The organism is Colwellia sp. BRX10-1 (assembly GCF_014077545.1).
Taxonomy (GTDB): Bacteria; Pseudomonadota; Gammaproteobacteria; order Enterobacterales; family Alteromonadaceae; genus Colwellia_A.
Map to the genome: position 1 here is coordinate 81,933 of NZ_JACGWC010000012.1, position 15,553 is coordinate 97,485.

14 protein-coding genes are annotated in these 15,553 nt (G+C 36.6%); 10 read left to right on the forward strand and 4 right to left on the reverse strand.

Going from position 1 to position 15,553, the window contains the following annotated elements:
- Positions 1-117: 117 nt before the first annotated feature.
- On the reverse strand, positions 118-1,650 hold the full coding sequence (locus H4J75_RS11555) for a hypothetical protein (protein ID WP_182213910.1): 1,533 nt from the start codon (positions 1,648-1,650) through the stop codon (positions 118-120).
- Positions 1,650-2,555, reverse strand: coding sequence for an ATP-binding cassette domain-containing protein (locus tag H4J75_RS11560; protein ID WP_182222211.1), 906 nt, complete (start codon positions 2,553-2,555; stop codon positions 1,650-1,652). Before H4J75_RS11560 ends, H4J75_RS11555 begins: the two co-directional genes overlap by 1 nt.
- A gap of 268 nt (positions 2,556-2,823) precedes the next feature.
- Between H4J75_RS11560 and H4J75_RS11565 the strand changes: the two genes are divergently transcribed.
- From H4J75_RS11565 to H4J75_RS11585, 5 genes are all read left to right on the forward strand, one after another.
- Positions 2,824-3,144: a hypothetical protein gene (locus H4J75_RS11565; protein WP_182213907.1), complete on the forward strand. Its 321-nt coding sequence runs from the start codon at positions 2,824-2,826 to the stop codon at positions 3,142-3,144.
- Positions 3,145-3,195: 51 nt separating this feature from the next.
- Entirely contained in the window at positions 3,196-3,987 is a 792-nt protein-coding gene (locus H4J75_RS11570) for a phytanoyl-CoA dioxygenase family protein (protein WP_182213905.1), read from the forward strand.
- A gap of 235 nt (positions 3,988-4,222) precedes the next feature.
- Positions 4,223-4,624 (forward strand): hypothetical protein, encoded by a 402-nt coding sequence (locus H4J75_RS11575; protein WP_182213903.1) that lies wholly within the window; start codon positions 4,223-4,225, stop codon positions 4,622-4,624.
- 310 nt (positions 4,625-4,934) lie between these two features.
- Positions 4,935-5,312: a PAS domain-containing protein gene (locus H4J75_RS11580; protein WP_182222212.1), complete on the forward strand. Its 378-nt coding sequence runs from the start codon at positions 4,935-4,937 to the stop codon at positions 5,310-5,312.
- A gap of 185 nt (positions 5,313-5,497) precedes the next feature.
- Positions 5,498-5,797: a YkgJ family cysteine cluster protein gene (locus H4J75_RS11585; protein WP_182176625.1), complete on the forward strand. Its 300-nt coding sequence runs from the start codon at positions 5,498-5,500 to the stop codon at positions 5,795-5,797.
- Between the two features lie 138 nt (positions 5,798-5,935).
- On the opposite strand, the gene dnaK is transcribed toward H4J75_RS11585, so the two are convergent.
- The gene (dnaK, locus tag H4J75_RS11590; protein ID WP_182222213.1) at positions 5,936-7,828 is read right to left on the reverse strand and encodes a molecular chaperone DnaK; all 1,893 of its coding nucleotides are present in this window, start codon (positions 7,826-7,828) and stop codon (positions 5,936-5,938) included.
- Positions 7,829-8,163: 335 nt separating this feature from the next.
- Between dnaK and H4J75_RS11595 the strand changes: the two genes are divergently transcribed.
- From H4J75_RS11595 to H4J75_RS11610, 4 genes are all read left to right on the forward strand, one after another.
- Positions 8,164-8,928: a Crp/Fnr family transcriptional regulator gene (locus tag H4J75_RS11595; RefSeq protein WP_070374211.1), complete on the forward strand. Its 765-nt coding sequence runs from the start codon at positions 8,164-8,166 to the stop codon at positions 8,926-8,928.
- A 549-nt stretch (positions 8,929-9,477) separates the two neighbouring features.
- Complete coding sequence (locus H4J75_RS11600) at positions 9,478-10,437, forward strand: PHB depolymerase family esterase (protein ID WP_182222214.1); 960 nt, start codon at positions 9,478-9,480, stop codon at positions 10,435-10,437.
- 202 nt (positions 10,438-10,639) lie between these two features.
- Complete coding sequence (locus H4J75_RS11605) at positions 10,640-12,922, forward strand: TonB-dependent receptor (RefSeq protein ID WP_182222215.1); 2,283 nt, start codon at positions 10,640-10,642, stop codon at positions 12,920-12,922.
- A gap of 175 nt (positions 12,923-13,097) precedes the next feature.
- Complete coding sequence (locus H4J75_RS11610; protein ID WP_182217780.1) at positions 13,098-13,763, forward strand: response regulator transcription factor; 666 nt, start codon at positions 13,098-13,100, stop codon at positions 13,761-13,763.
- Between the two features lie 63 nt (positions 13,764-13,826).
- Here H4J75_RS11610 and H4J75_RS11615 read toward each other — a convergent pair whose 3' ends face one another.
- Positions 13,827-14,714, reverse strand: coding sequence for a LysR family transcriptional regulator (locus H4J75_RS11615; protein WP_182217781.1), 888 nt, complete (start codon positions 14,712-14,714; stop codon positions 13,827-13,829).
- 127 nt (positions 14,715-14,841) lie between these two features.
- Here H4J75_RS11615 and H4J75_RS11620 point away from each other — a divergent pair, with 127 nt between their 5' ends.
- Positions 14,842-15,552, forward strand: coding sequence for a CoA transferase subunit A (locus H4J75_RS11620; RefSeq protein ID WP_182217783.1), 711 nt, complete (start codon positions 14,842-14,844; stop codon positions 15,550-15,552).
- Position 15,553 lies beyond the last annotated feature (1 nt).

Genomic DNA, 15,553 nt, shown 5'->3' on the forward strand with positions numbered 1-15,553 from the left:
ATCGGCCTTTATTTAAATAGACCGGGAAACAATAATCGAATGTTAAGGCTAACGGCTGATGAGTTCAATCGTTATCCTTTTTAAATCGATATCTTAGTGTAAACAACCGTTAATAAATTAACGGCTACTTTTAGCGCGTACTGTTAACAACATTAAGCCAATTGCGAGAGCAGCATAATAATAAGGCATGCCTGCTTGCCAACTCATGGTGCTATTAACGCCAAAAAAGTCTAGATATAGTGCTGTTTGAATCGGTCCCATATACCAAATTGCCGGGTATAGCACTTCAAACATTCGCTTTGTGCCGGTCAATACCCCACAAAAATAAGCTAGGGATACGGTAAATGAAATGGCTATAATTAATTGTATGATTAACAGCCACTCGGCTATCGCCGCAAATCTAAGTACACTACCCAAACTTGCCAATGCTAATAATATCCATGCAGCAGAGTAGCTCGCTAAACTTTGCAATAGCGCTGACTTTTTACTGTAGGTGATTAACTCAACCGTATTTGCTTGTTTTTCTACTTGGCCGAGCTGTGAAAGCACTAAAACACACCATAACCATGACAGCGGTAAAAATATGCTAACCAGTAATTGCTGACTAATAAATAGTTGAATAATATTTAACGTTAAAAGACCTAACAGCCAGTAAATCGAATGGCTTTTTAATAATAATTTTAGTTCTAAACGTAATAAGCGAGTAAAAGCAAAGTGCTTGGTTAGCATGGTAAATAGTGCATCGAGTCGATTGAACACTTGACGGGTTAAGGTGTTTATTAGCCATGAGGTTTGTTTGGTTTCAGGTACGGGGTTTCGACTAAAGCGATCAAAAAAGATTACTGCAATAATAAAACAGCTTAAGCAAATGATCAGTAACGGCAGAATACTCGATAAATACTGTGCTGTTGGCTCTATTCCTTGCCAAAGAAAAGTGTTTACTGCATTTTCTTCATCAACAACCGTTACGCCAATATGTGTTGAGCCTGCTTGTGACGGAAAACGTTCTGCAACCTCGGTTTCTATAGCAGAAAGTATTGCGCCAACCCCTGAAACGCTTTCAATGGTTTGAACAATAGAGCCGGTCCACAAGAAAAAATAAACAACATTGCCAAAGCCCCCCTTAAGCCACTTTATTGATTCAAACATTATCGCCAGTGAAGCAACAACTAATAACACAGGTAGAACAAAGACTAATTGGGGCCATGCTAACGCCCAAAGGTCTATCTGATAATTTTCCCCATAATAAAGTTGCAGTAAAATACAACTGATCAGCATAACCAATACGATAGTAAACAAAATTAAAACATTGGTGCACCATTTGGCGAATATAAAAGTTAACTTACTCATAGGAGTGGCAGCAATAAGTTCACAGGTCATCGATTTTCGATCTAATTCAAGACCATTCTTAATGAGATAAAAACAAATAATAGGTAAAAATAAAACATTTAACATCGCTAAACAAACACCTAACCAGGCACTGTTATAAAGACCTCTATAACCATTGATAATAAGTGTTTGATATTGAGCATCGAGTGAAGGGAAAAAAAGTAAGGTTAATACCGACATCGCCAGTAAAGTAACCACAAAGCTTTGCTGGCGTGTTCGTTGTTTAAAATCAGCGACCGTACATTGCCATAATTGATTCATTAACATGCCCTCGCAAGAACAGTTCGAGCACGCTTATTACTGGTAAAGTAGAGATACGCATCTTCTAATGTTGGCGCTCTTGGTATTGCTCGTGCATCAGGGCAGTGTTCAGCGACAATATTTAACTCGACCTTGTTGTCTTTTCGCACACTGTGGCTGACAATAAAGTCGTGCTGAATTTGTTTTAATTCATTCAAGTTAGTGGTGAGTTGCCAGCATTTATCGGCAACTTTTTCTTGTAGTGCCTTTGGAGTTGCTGATTGAATTAATTGCCCAGTTTGCATAATCGCAATTTGGTCAGCAATAGATTCAACATCTGCGACTATGTGAGTTGATAAAATAATGCAACGATCATCGGCTAATTCAGTTAATAACTGGCGAAAATTGGCACGTTCTTGTGGATCTAGACCCACAGTTGGTTCATCAATAATCAATAATTTAGGGTCATTAAGTAAAGCCTGTGCAATGCCAATGCGCTGTTTCATCCCCCCCGAATAACCTTTCAATGGCATATGAGCAGCATGGGTAAGGTTGAGCTTAGCAAGTAAATCCTCGATTCTTTGAGTCGATAAAGATTGATTTAACCCTTTTAAGCCAGCCATGTATTGTAAAAATTCAATAGCCGACAATTGGTCATAGACGCCAAAATATTGAGGCAGGTAACCGAGTTCGTTACGCAATAATTGTGGTGATTTAACAATGTTTTGTCCTTGCCATAAAATTTTTCCTTGGCTAGGTTTTGTTATCGTAGCAAGAATACGCATTAAGCTAGATTTTCCTGCGCCATTAGCGCCTAGTAAGCCTAAAATCCCTGGTCTAACTTGTAGTGATAATGATTTGATTGCTAGTTGTGTGTGCTTGCCACTTTGGTATTGATGGCTAAGTGATTGAATATCCAATAACATTGTATTTCCCTTCGACATTAAGATGTTATCTATTTAGCAAAGTTTACGCCAAGAATAAGTTGTTTTAATTCAATGGTTTATTGTTTTTGTTTTTTTTTTTTGAAAATAAATGTTCAATTAAACCAACTATTAGTGAAATTATTAACGATTAATAAATTTCACTAAGGTACAACGGTGACATTGTGTTTTATAATACTTGCGTGAAATAATAGCGTGGCCTTTTCAGGTGAATCAGCATGTTAATTTTAATAACTTTTAGGCATATTTGATGAAATTTATAGCTGTCTTTATTGTTGTATTCTTGTTGTTTAGTGCAACAGATGTCTACGCTTTCGAAGCGAAAAAAGTTGATGTCGGTGATATTATTTCAAAAGAACAATTCTCACGATACAAAGACGTTGGCGAATTCATCGAACATTCCCCTAAAGTCACCATTGAAGTTAAACCTGAGCCAGAAGATATCGCCGAATATGGCACTGATGTTGTTAAATCTTTGACGGGTTCCGATTGTGATAGAGACGGCATTATGGATGATAATGCTAAGTGTAATGCGGTTTATTACAAACTGTGGATGAGATATGAGCGTTAATCAATCGTCAAAATATAATCCTAAACAGTCAAGCCAAGGTAAAAGCCGTTAATGTTAGAAAATCAAAGTCAGTTGCAGGGGCATTATGATGCCCAAGGTTACTTTGTTATTAGAAATTATTTTAATGACACTGAAATTTCAGCCCTAAGACAAGTGGTATTGAAATTTCACGATCTTTGGAAAAAAGATCACGCAAAATTTTATCAAGAAGAAGCGTTCAACTCTTCTTTGATCACCGGCAGTCAGTACTTAGCATTTGACGATCGCGTTAAGCTTTTCAATTTTATTAGTTCAAAAAAAATAATGGCTGTTGTCGAGTCTGTTATAGCGGCAAAACCAGCCTTTATGAATACTCAATTGTTTTTTAACCCGGTTAATCCAGCACAAAAAGATTTTTGGCATCGAGATTGTCAATATGATCACGAGGTTGAAGAACAGAAAAAAGCTATTCAAGAGACACAAGTTGTTCACTTACGTGTGCCATTATTTGATGAGCGCGGTATGGAATTAGTGCCAGGAACACATAAACGCTGGGATAACGAAGAAGAATTTAATGTTCGACAAGAAGAAAAGGGCAGAGTGAGCAGCGAAAACCTTTCTACCGGTAAAGAAATAAAGTTAACGGCCGGTGATTTATTAGTTTTTTCGGCGGATATGATCCACCGTGGTTTGTATGGACTTGATCGATTAGCATTAGATATTTTAGTTTTTGATCCCGCTGGCGATTTTGCTGACTACGTTGATGACGATTGTTTACCCGAATTTTCGATGCTAGATAAGATTGAAAACCCAAGGTTATTTACCAATACCCTCGACTTAAAGGCAATAAAGCTAAAAGAGTAAAGCAACACTTATTATTGGTATTAATTTTTAAATTGAGCTATTTGAATAGACTAAATTTTTTATAAAAAAAACAGCTGATGATTTCAATGGGGTAATAACAGCTAATCAATATTTTATTACATTAACTTTATTACATTAACTTTATTACATTAATTTTATAGATTATGCTTAATGATAAATGATTATAAAACGAGCTTCTCGATTAATTAACATTAGATAACATAGGTAGATTTCATTGATTCAAAAATTTGCTTCGCATGGCCAATGCCAATTCACACTCGATAATAATATTATTATTATCGATGCAGAGGGTCCATGGAATGTCGAGTTTTTCAAACAAATGCACGCTAATCTACAACAAGTCGTCCTAGAAAATTTTATCAATATAAATTACGGGATCATCGTGATACTTAAAGGAGAAACATTAGCAACACAGGAAGGTTTAGATTATCACTTGTATAAAGTGAAGCACGGAACCGCTAATGCAATTGCCATTAATATGATACATAGTTCATTTGCATTAACCACTCAACTTGAATTTGAGGCTGTGTATAAGAAGGCTGGCATTAAAAATAAATTTTTTAGTGACACACCAACGGCTAAACAATGGTTAGAGAAAGAATTAGTTTCCTTATAATTGTTTTTAAAAATAGTGTGCTATTAAAGCGTTTTTTGCGCATTTTGAAAGCCAAAGTATTGTTATTTTAGTGTTCTCTTGAATATATACTTTTCTGGATATTTATTTGAGCTGAACTGAACTACTCTTAAACTTATTAGTTTGCGGCTAAGTTAAAATGAGCACTTGTTGTGTTTCTGCGTTTATCGACCAATGTTTAGCGACCAATTATTTTTTATGAGTGACTTAAGCTGGCAGAAATAGTTTACTGTTGTCTATCGTCTATTTTTTAACTATCTATTTTGACGCAAGTAAGGCGTTAGGTGATTTTATGTTTACAGAGAATCCAGAAGACTTTATCTATAATTCATCTATTGGTATTCATGCTGTATCGCCAGAAGGCATTATTGTTTATGCCAATGAGTGTGAACTTGAAGTGTTAGGTTATACAAAAAGTGAATATATAGGGCATCACATCTCAGAGTTTCAGATAGATGAAAGCTGTTTAACTGACATGATGACACGTTTGAGCCATTTTGATATATTGAAAAATTATCCAGCGAGAGTCCAAGGTAAAGATAAAATTAAATATATTATCTACAACTCTAGTGTTTACGAAGAAGATGGCGAATTTAAGCATACGCGTTGTTATGGAACTGAAGTAGAAAAGGTCATTTATGATGTTTTCTTTAAACATTTTGATTTCTAACGTTAGTATTGAGAGGCAATCGCGTCTCCAAGTTGTACAAAATATTGTGGCTGTTTTGTAGTGCAGTGCTTTAATCAGTTCTTTTTATGTCTGCTATTTGCCCCATCAGCTTCTATTTGCTCGAGAAGCTGAGCGGTTTAGCGTATCCTACTCACCATTAAGTTTATTGTTATTTATTATTTATTATGAACATTGAAGTAAAAAACATTCCCGTTCCCGAAGTCACCTGTGCAAATTGCCAGGCATGTTGCTGTAGTTTAGAAGTTAGAATTATTTCAGATACTGGTGTGCCTCATCGGCATATCTATATTGATGACCATGGACACGAATCAATGTTACGACTTGATGATGGTCTGTGCTCAGCGTTAAACAGAGATACATTATTGTGTTCTATTTACGAAAATAGACCTTGGGTTTGTCGAGAATTTGAGATGGGTTCATATGAATGTATCGACGAAAGAACAGAAAAGCTCTATACCTCTTAAAATAGTTGACTGTTTATTTTATCATAATAAAAAACCCCTAATAATTAATATTAGGGGTTTTGTTTTTATACAGTATTATGATAAATAAGTGGTTAACTTAACTTAACTTAACTTACCTTATCAGCCACCATTCATTGATTAACCATTACTCACTTCTTCAAAGTCTGCGTCAATAACATCTTCGTTTTTAGCACTATCATTAGCCGCATCACCTTGAGGCTGCTCTGCTTGTGATTGTGAAGCTTGCATTATTTTACTGTGCGCTTCTTGTAATGCTTTTTGTCGCATTTCTATCGCCGCTTTATCATTGCCATTAACGGCCATTTTTAATTGCTCAATTAATGTTTTAAGCTCGGCTTGTTGATCTTCACTCAGGCTAGTCATTGACGTTTGTACCGTATGAATCAATTGATCGGCTTGGTTGCGTTGTTCAACTAACTCACGTTTTTGCTTATCTTCAGTTGCGTGCTTCTGGGCATCGTCGACCATGCGATTAACTTCATCTTCAGTTAAACCACTTGATGCCGTAATTTTAATACTCTGCTCTTTACCGGTTGCTTTATCTTTTGCTGAGACATTTAAAATACCATCTGCATCAATATCAAAAGTGACTTCAACTTGCACCGAGCCACGAGGACCGGGGTTAATATCTGTTAAGTTAAATTGACCTAACGATTTATTATCTATTGCCATTTCACGCTGACCTTGCAATACATGCACAGTTACCGCGGCTTGATTATCTTCGGCCGTAGAGAATGTTTCAGAAGCACGTGTTGGTATCGTAGTATTTTTATCGATAAGCTTAGTCATTACACCGCCTAAAGTTTCAATACCTAGTGATAATGGCGTTACATCAAGTAATAGCACATCACCGACCGTTCCTGATAACACACCTGCTTGAATCGCTGCACCAATAGCCACTGCTTCATCGGGGTTAACATCTTTACGCGGCTCTTTACCAAAGAAGGTTTTAACTGCTTCTTGTACTTTTGGCATACGTGATTGACCACCTACCAAAATAATTTCATCAATATCACCTTTACTTAAGCCAGCATCTTTAAGTGCTTGGTCACACGGAGCGATAGTCTTTTTCACTAAGTCATCAACCAAAGACTCTAATTTTGCCCGGGTAATTTGTACGTTTAAATGTTTAGGACCACTAGCATCAGCAGTAACATACGGTAAGTTCACGTCAGTTTGTAGTGCTGATGACAACTCTATTTTTGCTTTTTCAGCCGCTTCTTTAATACGCTGTAACGCTAATGGGTCTTGGTGAATATCAATACCACTTTCTTTTTTAAATTCATCAGCAAGGTAGTTAATCAGGCGTAAATCAAAGTCTTCGCCACCTAAAAAGGTATCACCATTGGTTGCTAATACTTCGAATTGTTTTTCGCCGTCTACATTAGAAATTTCAATAATTGAAATATCGAAGGTACCGCCACCTAAATCATAAACCACCACTTTCTGGTCAGCTTTGTTATTTTTATCAACGCCGTAGGCTAATGCCGCAGCTGTTGGTTCATTAATAATACGCTTAACATTAAGTCCAGCAATTTTACCGGCATCTTTGGTTGCTTGGCGTTGTGAATCATTAAAATAAGCGGGGACAGTAATAACCGCTTCGGTAACCGTTTCACCTAAATAGGCTTCAGCATCTTTTTTCAATTTACGTAAAATTTGCGCTGATACTTCTTGTGGTGATAATTTTTTACCATTAACTTCAACCCAAGCATCACCATTGTCTGCTTTGACAATTTTATAAGGGGCTAACTTAATATCTTTTTGTACTTCTTTATCATCAAATTTACGACCGATTAAACGTTTAATCGCAAATAATGTATTTTTAGAGTTGGTAACGGCTTGTCTTTTTGCCGGTTGGCCCGCTAATGTTTCCTCGTTTGCATAAGCAACAATTGACGGAGTGGTGCGGCTACCCTCAGCATTTTCAATAATTTTAGCAACGCCAACTTCCATAACTGCTACACATGAATTTGTTGTACCTAAATCTATACCAATAATCTTAGACATAATAATTACCTATTATTTATTAAAAAAGGTCTAATGCTTTATGGTCATTATCCAGCAAGCAGTTTGACCGTATAAACAAACTAACGTGATGTTTTAACGTTAGGCGTTTGGTTAGTGGCGCTATAATACCTAAGGTCATAAAATGCTTCTGTCACAAATATGACAGTATCAATCATTTTATAATTTTTATATTATCTCGGCTTTATAAGTTAAAAGTCAGTAGATTAACGTGAGAAATAGTATTGAAATTTAAAAAGCAACATTGTCTTTTGCTCTATAGATACAAAGAGTAGAATAAAACTATTCGTGCCCGCTATGGCTTAAATACTACTCTTATGAATAAAGACGCTACTCATCTACCTCAAAAAGCCAGCCCAGTTTTAGTAAAGCAAGCTAATATTTTTGCAGATTTACCGGCGAAGTTAATTGAAGATTTTCAACAAGAGTTTCAGCTTGATGAATGGTACAAAGGTGATTACTTTAATCCGGCTTTACTTACTCAGCGATTTTTTGTGGTGATTAGCGGTAGTTTAGAAATTAAACAAAGTAATCCAGAAACGGGCAGAGAAGCCACTTTAGATATGCTTTATGCGGGTGACTGTTTTGACTTAATGGTGCTGTTAGACGATCAACCACATGAGGTTATTGTTTCACCTTTAACAACGGTAAAGTTATTGTCAGTGAAACTTTCCACCATGCGGCATTGGTTGTGGACGTATCCAGAGTTTAACCAGCAATTTATGCCTTACTTAGCGAAAAAAATGCGTGAAAAAGAACAACAAGCCAGTAGCCTAGTTTTACACGATGTTACCACACGTTTAAGCCGTATTATTTTAGAACATATTAATAAAATTAAGTTTTATAACGGCACAATAGAAGCAGAGCATCAACATCATTTGGTTAACGGTTTAAACGATGAAACCTTAGCGCGGATGACTGGCTCAGTTAGGCAAGTGATTAATAAGCAGTTACAACACTGGAAAAAAGAAGGTACGCTTGACAAAAAACGTAATCAATTGATTATTAAGGATTTAGAGGCTTTAGTGAAAGAAGCTAAATATACAGAAACTTTACCTAACGCCCCTTTTTTTAAACCCTAAAGACAAAATTATCGATAATTAATAGGGTAGCCGGTGTGTCTACATTGGTTGTTTTACCTGATTTTTCAATTTCGTATTGGACTATCAAATCAGTTTCAACGATTGCATCGACACGTTTTTTTAAGAAGCAGTGATAGACGAGCAATAGATTGTTATTACTAATTGATACCACACTATTTGCATAAGCCTGTTTAATATAGCTGCTGATAAACAGCCATCATCATCGCTTTTATAGCGCCGATATTTAAATATTGGCTTTTTATCGTATTGAAAAATGGTCTTCACAATAACACTATTACTTGTCGATTTTTAGCATCACTAGTTAGCTGTTTTTATTTATCTATGTACTCAATATTCTATTGAATTTAAGTTATTATTTCCCATTTATTTGCTTATCGTCATGGGTGTTAGTTTACGCATCAGTAAGTGTCTTTATGATACTGATATACCTCTGCCACAGACCTTGAGTCGGCTGTGCACTAAAGTGCTATTGCTTGTTTAAGGTACTTTCATTCATTATCTAACCCACTATTTATTTTGGTTAATATTATGTTTACTCTCAAATGTTTAACTTCATTATCGATATCACTGACGCTAGTATTTAGCTTGTTTAGTCAAAATTCTTATGCTCAATTAACTGAGTTAAAAGATTTAAGTGATAATCCAGGCAACCTAACGGCAAGTTATTTTTCACCGGTAACCGCTAAACCTAATATCGTTGTATTACTTCATGGCTGCGCGCAAGAGGGAAAAGAATTGGCGAGGCAAAGTGGTTTGCTTGGTTTAGCACAACAGCATAATTTTGCCTTGTTAATTCCTCAGCAAAGCCTAGAAAATAATATTAAGGGTTGTTTTAATTGGTATTCTGCTAGTGATTACGCGAAAGAAACCGGTGAAAATTTATCAATAAAAAATATGATATTGGCCTTAAAAAAACAGCTGGTTGGGCAAAATGTCTATATTTTAGGCTTATCTGCTGGTGGCGCTATGGCAAGCAGTTTGTTAGTTAATTACCCTGAACTTTTTACTGCGGGGGCAATCGTTGCTGGCATTCCATTTCCTTGTGCCGATGGTTTAATTACCGCTATTTCTTGTATGAAAAACGGCCCATCACAAACGGCAGATGAACTTACATTATTAGTTCAAAAATTAAATCCAAATCAAAAAGTATGGCCAAAATTATCTATATGGACAGGAGATAATGATGCGATTGTTAATCCGTTGAATGCGATTACCTTAGCTGATCATTGGGCTACGTTATCAGGAGTAACGTTAATACCCCAAGTAAAAACTAAAGTAGGTTACACCCGTAAATCGTGGGGAGATAAGCAAGAAAAAGTTCAGGTAGAGTTAATGACTATCGCTAATGTAGGTCATGGCATTATGGTTAATCCGAAAGAAGTTAATGGTGGAGAAACAGCCAACTACTTACTTGAATCTCCTATTAGTACCGCTAAACACATTGTTGACTTTTGGCACTTGGCTTCAACAAAAAACAACGCACCTTGAATATAACCCTTAATAAACAACGACTTGGTTGTGGTACTATAGTGCTAATTATTTTTGTTAAATTATCAAGTAGAGTGTAAATAGTTGTAATAACAACGTGACTAAAATTGGGGTTCAAAAGAACAAGTAAGACAACAAAATACAAAATATAAAACATAAAACATAAAATATAAAACATAAAAATTATAATAAGGCTTCCTCCATGAAACAGTACAACAAAAATAGAAGTTACCTCGCTTTGGCTATTGCCGCAGCATTAACCAGTAATATAACTTTTGCAGCAGCAGAAGACACATCGGCTGCAGCAAAAGACTCAGGTCTTGAACGTATTGAGGTTACTGCGCGTAAAAAAGTTGAAAGTTTACAAAATGTACCTGTAGCTGTTACATCGGTAGGAGCAGAACAACTCGCACAAAATGGTATTAGTGCCATGACAGAAGTTCAACAATTTTCGCCAAATACAACATTGCAAAGCAGCCGTGGCACTAACTCAACCTTAACCGCATTCATTCGCGGTGTGGGTCAAGACGATCCATTATGGGGTTATGAACCTGGCGTAGGTATTTATGTTGACGATGTATATATTGCTCGTCCACAAGGCGCGGTTCTTGATATTCTTGATGTAGAACGTATTGAAGTATTACGTGGCCCACAAGGAAGCTTATATGGTAAAAATACTATAGGCGGTGCTATTAAGTACGTCACTAAAAAAATGTCAGGTGACGTTGAAGTCGACCTCAAAGCAACCTTTGGTAATTATGGTCGCCAAGATTATAAACTAGCGGGAAAAATTCCTGTTATCGAAGATAAACTTTATGTGGGTTTTGCTTTAGCCAATTTAACTCGTGACGGCTACGGTGAATTTTTACAGTCTGAATTACCTGATCAAGATTTAGAGAACTACAATAAAGATGTTTTTGCCGGTCGTCTTACCGTTGAATTCACACCGACAGATAATCTTTTCTTTCGTTTTAATTACGATAAAACAATTGATGACTCAAATGCGAAGGGAGGTTACAGACTTTTACCAAGCATTGTTACTGACGCACCTGTACCAGACAGCGTCTACGATTCCTATACCAGTATGCCTACTTGGAACAGTGTTGAGTCAGAAGGCTATAGTCTAACAGCAGAATATTATGTTAATGATACCTGGTCAATTAAGTCAATTACAGCGAGTCGAGACAACTATTCTAAGACCAATATTGATTTTGATAATACACCAGAGCGCATTTTTGATGTACCTGCTATTTATGATGACGAACAATTTACGCAAGAGTTTCAAGTAAATTATGATTCAGACAACCTAACTTTTGTTTCTGGTCTTTATTACTTTGACGGTGAGTCTTGTGGGACCTTTGATGCGATTCTAGAGCATTTAGGCAAATCGCTTAGCTTACCAGGGCTCACTCGTGAAGTTGCTGGTTGTAATAATAGCGAAAGTTATGCGGTTTATGCACAAGGCTCGTACAATATTACCGATAAGCTTTCTATGACCTTAGGTGCTCGTTATACCGATGAAGAAAAAGTGGCAAACGTTAATAATGGCTTAGCATATGAAACTATTTATCCAGAAAGTGATTGGGTACCAGGTTATGTTCGAAGTGATATTACTTTCCCTGAAGTGCTGAATGACAGCGAAAGCTGGTCTCGCTTTACGCCTCGAGTTGGTGTTGAATATCAATACACCACAGACATGATGTTTTTTGCTAGCTATTCACAAGGCTTTAAATCAGGAACGTTTAACCCTAGAGCCAGTGGCCCTGAGCCAGCAGTAGACCCAGAAGTGGTTGATTCATATGAAATGGGTGTAAAAAGTGAATGGAATGACAATTTAAGAATTAATGCGACAGTATTTTACCTTGACCATACCGACCGCCAATTTGTAACGGTATTACCGGTAGAAGGTGGTGATGGTAGTGAATTAAGTCAACGTTTAGGTAACATTGGGCAATCAACGGCTTCCGGTTTAGAACTAGAAGTTCAATATTCTGTTACCGACAACTTAAATTTATTTGCAACCTTAGGTCTAATTGATGCATCGTTTAAAAAAGTAAATTCTTTTGATGGTGAAGGTAAGTCTATTGATATTAGTGATACTTTCACTATTACCAATACGCCAGACACTACTGCTAATATAGGCTTTGCTTACAATATCGAAAGTACTATGGGTGATTTTGTTGTTAATGGTAATTACTATTATCGCAGCGACTATGACTTAACACCAACAGATAACTTATTAACACAAGACGGTTACGGTTTATTAAACGTTGGCGTTAATTGGTATAGCAATGATGGTGATTGGACCGCTTCGTTACATTGGAAAAACATCACCGATGAAGAGTATTTAGTGGGTAATTATGCTTTTCTGGGTGAGCAAAATAATGATGGTAGCTACGCACCCGGTTTAGGTGGCGATACTACGTTAATTGGTTATTATGGTGATCCATCAACGGTTGCCTTTAGTGTTGGTTATAGTTTCTAGGTGTAGTTTGTTATTTTAACTGTAAAAGGGCGAGTTATTACTCGCTCTTTTTTGTTGATATAATTTTGGTTAAGTCACTACTTTAGTTGAAAATTAAAAGTGTGCGTAGTAGAAAAACATCCCTTAAACTGTTATTAATTAAATGACATTGTGATATACCGATAGAGGATAAAGCATGAGTACAGCGCAAGTAGTAATTGCTGATGATCATCCGTTGTTTCGTACGGCGTTAAAACAAGCTGTGGTCGAATGTATGCCTGCCTGTAGCATTATTGAAGCGTCTAGTTTTAGTGATTTATTGCAGCAAATAGAACAATCACCAGGCTTAGAAATAATTTTTCTTGATTTACATATGCCAGGTAATAATGGTTTTACGGGACTTACTCAGCTACAAAACAATCACCCAGACCTTATTGTTATTATGGTGTCTTCTGATGAAACACCTAATATTATGCAAAAAGCGATTAATTTTGGTGCGGCGGCCTTTATTCCCAAGTCTGTTGATTTATCGGTCATAGCACAAGCGATAAATTGTGTACTCGCCGGCGGAACTTGGTTACCTGATAACTTTGATATTTCATTAGACAGTGAACAAGTTACTGCAAATAAGTTATTGGCTCAGCAATTAGCAAAATTAACTCCGCAGCAATACAAGGTCTTGTCTTATGTTGCCGATGGGCAATTAAACAAGCAAATTGCCGGTATTTTAGATATTAAAGAAAATACGGTAAAGAAGCATGTTTCAGCAATCTTGCTGCAACTGGGCGTTTATAACCGCACTCAAGCGGGTTTAGCTTATCAGCAATTGATGTTAGCGCCACAAGAAAATGAAAGTCTATAATGTGTAATAATACAGCGGTTAATTATGTTTTATTCTTTGATAATTTATCAAGGCTTTGCGTGATCAGTGATAGTGCTGACGTAATAATTTAACAAAAAACTGTGCTGACTGAGATAACGGATAACGTTTTCGAGTAACAATTCCTACACGACGACTAATGGTTGGTGAAGCTAATGGGCGATGCTGAATGTTAAGTGCTTGTATTTGTTGTTTGTACAAAGACGGTATTGCACTAACGCCTAATTTATTAGCGACCATTTGAACGACAGTAGCCAACTGATTACTTTCATACTTTACCTTTAAAAATAAAGCCTGTTCGGCTAATGTCTCCTCCATAAGTAAGCGAATACTCGAAGGTCGTTGCAAGGCAATAAAAGGATAATGGCTGAGTTGCTGCCAGGTTAACTCTTCAGCTTGTTCTAGGTCATGGTTATCTGGGAATACCGCCAGTAATTCATCACTAAACAGTGTTTCAAAATGTAAATCATCAAATTCACCAGGATCAAAGGTAATCGCAAACTCTACCTTAGCATTTTGCACCATAGCAACAGCTTCTTCGGCGATAACATCATGCACTCTTACTTTAATTTCTTGATATTGGGTTGTAAAAGCCAGTAAATGTTGCGGCAAGTGGGTACTGGCAAATGATGGCATTGCGGCTAAAGATAAATTTCCACGTTTGAGAGAAAACAGCTCAGCAAGCTCAATAAAAGCATCATCAAAGTCTGCTAACAAACGTTTTGCTGTTGGTAAGAAAATTTGCCCTTCAGGCGTTAATGATAAGGTTCTTGTTGAACGCGCCAGTAACTTACCGCCAACGGTCTCTTCTAAATTTTTGATACTAATACTTAATGCTGGCTGTGATAAATGTAAAATTTCACTGGCTTCGGCAAAGCTTTTAGATTGGGCAATAGTAATAAAAGTGCGTAGTTGCTTGAGAGTAATATTCATGCAATTATCCTAAAATATCCAGTTATAAGTTTTATTTATCAATAGTTAATATTAATTAATTTTACATATTTATGCAATTGTATAATGCTGGTGTTAAGTCAACTTCCTTAATAACTGGATAAAAATAATGGCAGGATTTAATAAAGTAGTGAATACCTATGAAGAAGCAATGGCAGGGTTAACCGACAATATGACGGTGGTCGCTGGCGGCTTTGGTTTATGTGGTATTCCTGAGAATTTAATCAAAGAAATCGAGCGCCAAGGCATTAAAGGGTTAACGCTAGTTTCTAATAACTGTGGTGTTGATGATTTTGGTTTAGGGCTGTTGTTACCTAAGCGGCAAATTAAAAAAATTATTGCTTCTTATGTTGGAGAAAATGCTGAATTTGAACGACAAATGATGTCGGGAGAATTAGATGTGGAATTAACACCACAAGGTACTTTAGCCGAAAAAATGCGCGCAGGTGGTGCTGGTATCCCCGCTTTTTATACCGCAACCGGTGTTGGCACTTTAGTGGCAGCAGGTAAAGAACAACGTCAATTTAATGGACGAGATTATATTCTTGAAGAAGCTATTACCGGTGATTTTGCCATTATTAAAGCCTGGAAGGCTGATAAGTTTGGTAATTTAGTTTACAGAAAAACAGCACGTAACTTTAATCCATTAGCCGCGACCGCAGGAAAAATTACTGTGGTAGAAGTTGAAGAAATTGTGGAGCCAGGTGAACTAGACCCAGATGAAATTCATACACCGGGCATTTATGTTAACCGTGTTATACAAGGCACTTTTGAAAAACGTATTGAACAACGCACTATTCGCACGACAACAGGAGAATAAT

Coding starts and splice junctions, on each gene's coding strand:
- H4J75_RS11610 (WP_182217780.1), top strand. CDS start 13,098: ATGAGTACAGCGCAAGTAGTAATTGCTGATGATCATCCGTTGTTTCGT.
- H4J75_RS11615 (WP_182217781.1), bottom strand. CDS start 14,714: ATGAATATTACTCTCAAGCAACTACGCACTTTTATTACTATTGCCCAA.
- H4J75_RS11595 (WP_070374211.1), top strand. CDS start 8,164: ATGAATAAAGACGCTACTCATCTACCTCAAAAAGCCAGCCCAGTTTTA.
- H4J75_RS11600 (WP_182222214.1), top strand. CDS start 9,478: ATGTTTACTCTCAAATGTTTAACTTCATTATCGATATCACTGACGCTA.
- H4J75_RS11585 (WP_182176625.1), top strand. CDS start 5,498: ATGAACATTGAAGTAAAAAACATTCCCGTTCCCGAAGTCACCTGTGCA.
- H4J75_RS11605 (WP_182222215.1), top strand. CDS start 10,640: ATGAAACAGTACAACAAAAATAGAAGTTACCTCGCTTTGGCTATTGCC.
- H4J75_RS11565 (WP_182213907.1), top strand. CDS start 2,824: ATGAAATTTATAGCTGTCTTTATTGTTGTATTCTTGTTGTTTAGTGCA.
- H4J75_RS11555 (WP_182213910.1), bottom strand. CDS start 1,650: ATGAATCAATTATGGCAATGTACGGTCGCTGATTTTAAACAACGAACA.
- dnaK (WP_182222213.1), bottom strand. CDS start 7,828: ATGTCTAAGATTATTGGTATAGATTTAGGTACAACAAATTCATGTGTA.
- H4J75_RS11570 (WP_182213905.1), top strand. CDS start 3,196: ATGTTAGAAAATCAAAGTCAGTTGCAGGGGCATTATGATGCCCAAGGT.
- H4J75_RS11560 (WP_182222211.1), bottom strand. CDS start 2,555: ATGTTATTGGATATTCAATCACTTAGCCATCAATACCAAAGTGGCAAG.
- H4J75_RS11620 (WP_182217783.1), top strand. CDS start 14,842: ATGGCAGGATTTAATAAAGTAGTGAATACCTATGAAGAAGCAATGGCA.
- H4J75_RS11580 (WP_182222212.1), top strand. CDS start 4,935: ATGTTTACAGAGAATCCAGAAGACTTTATCTATAATTCATCTATTGGT.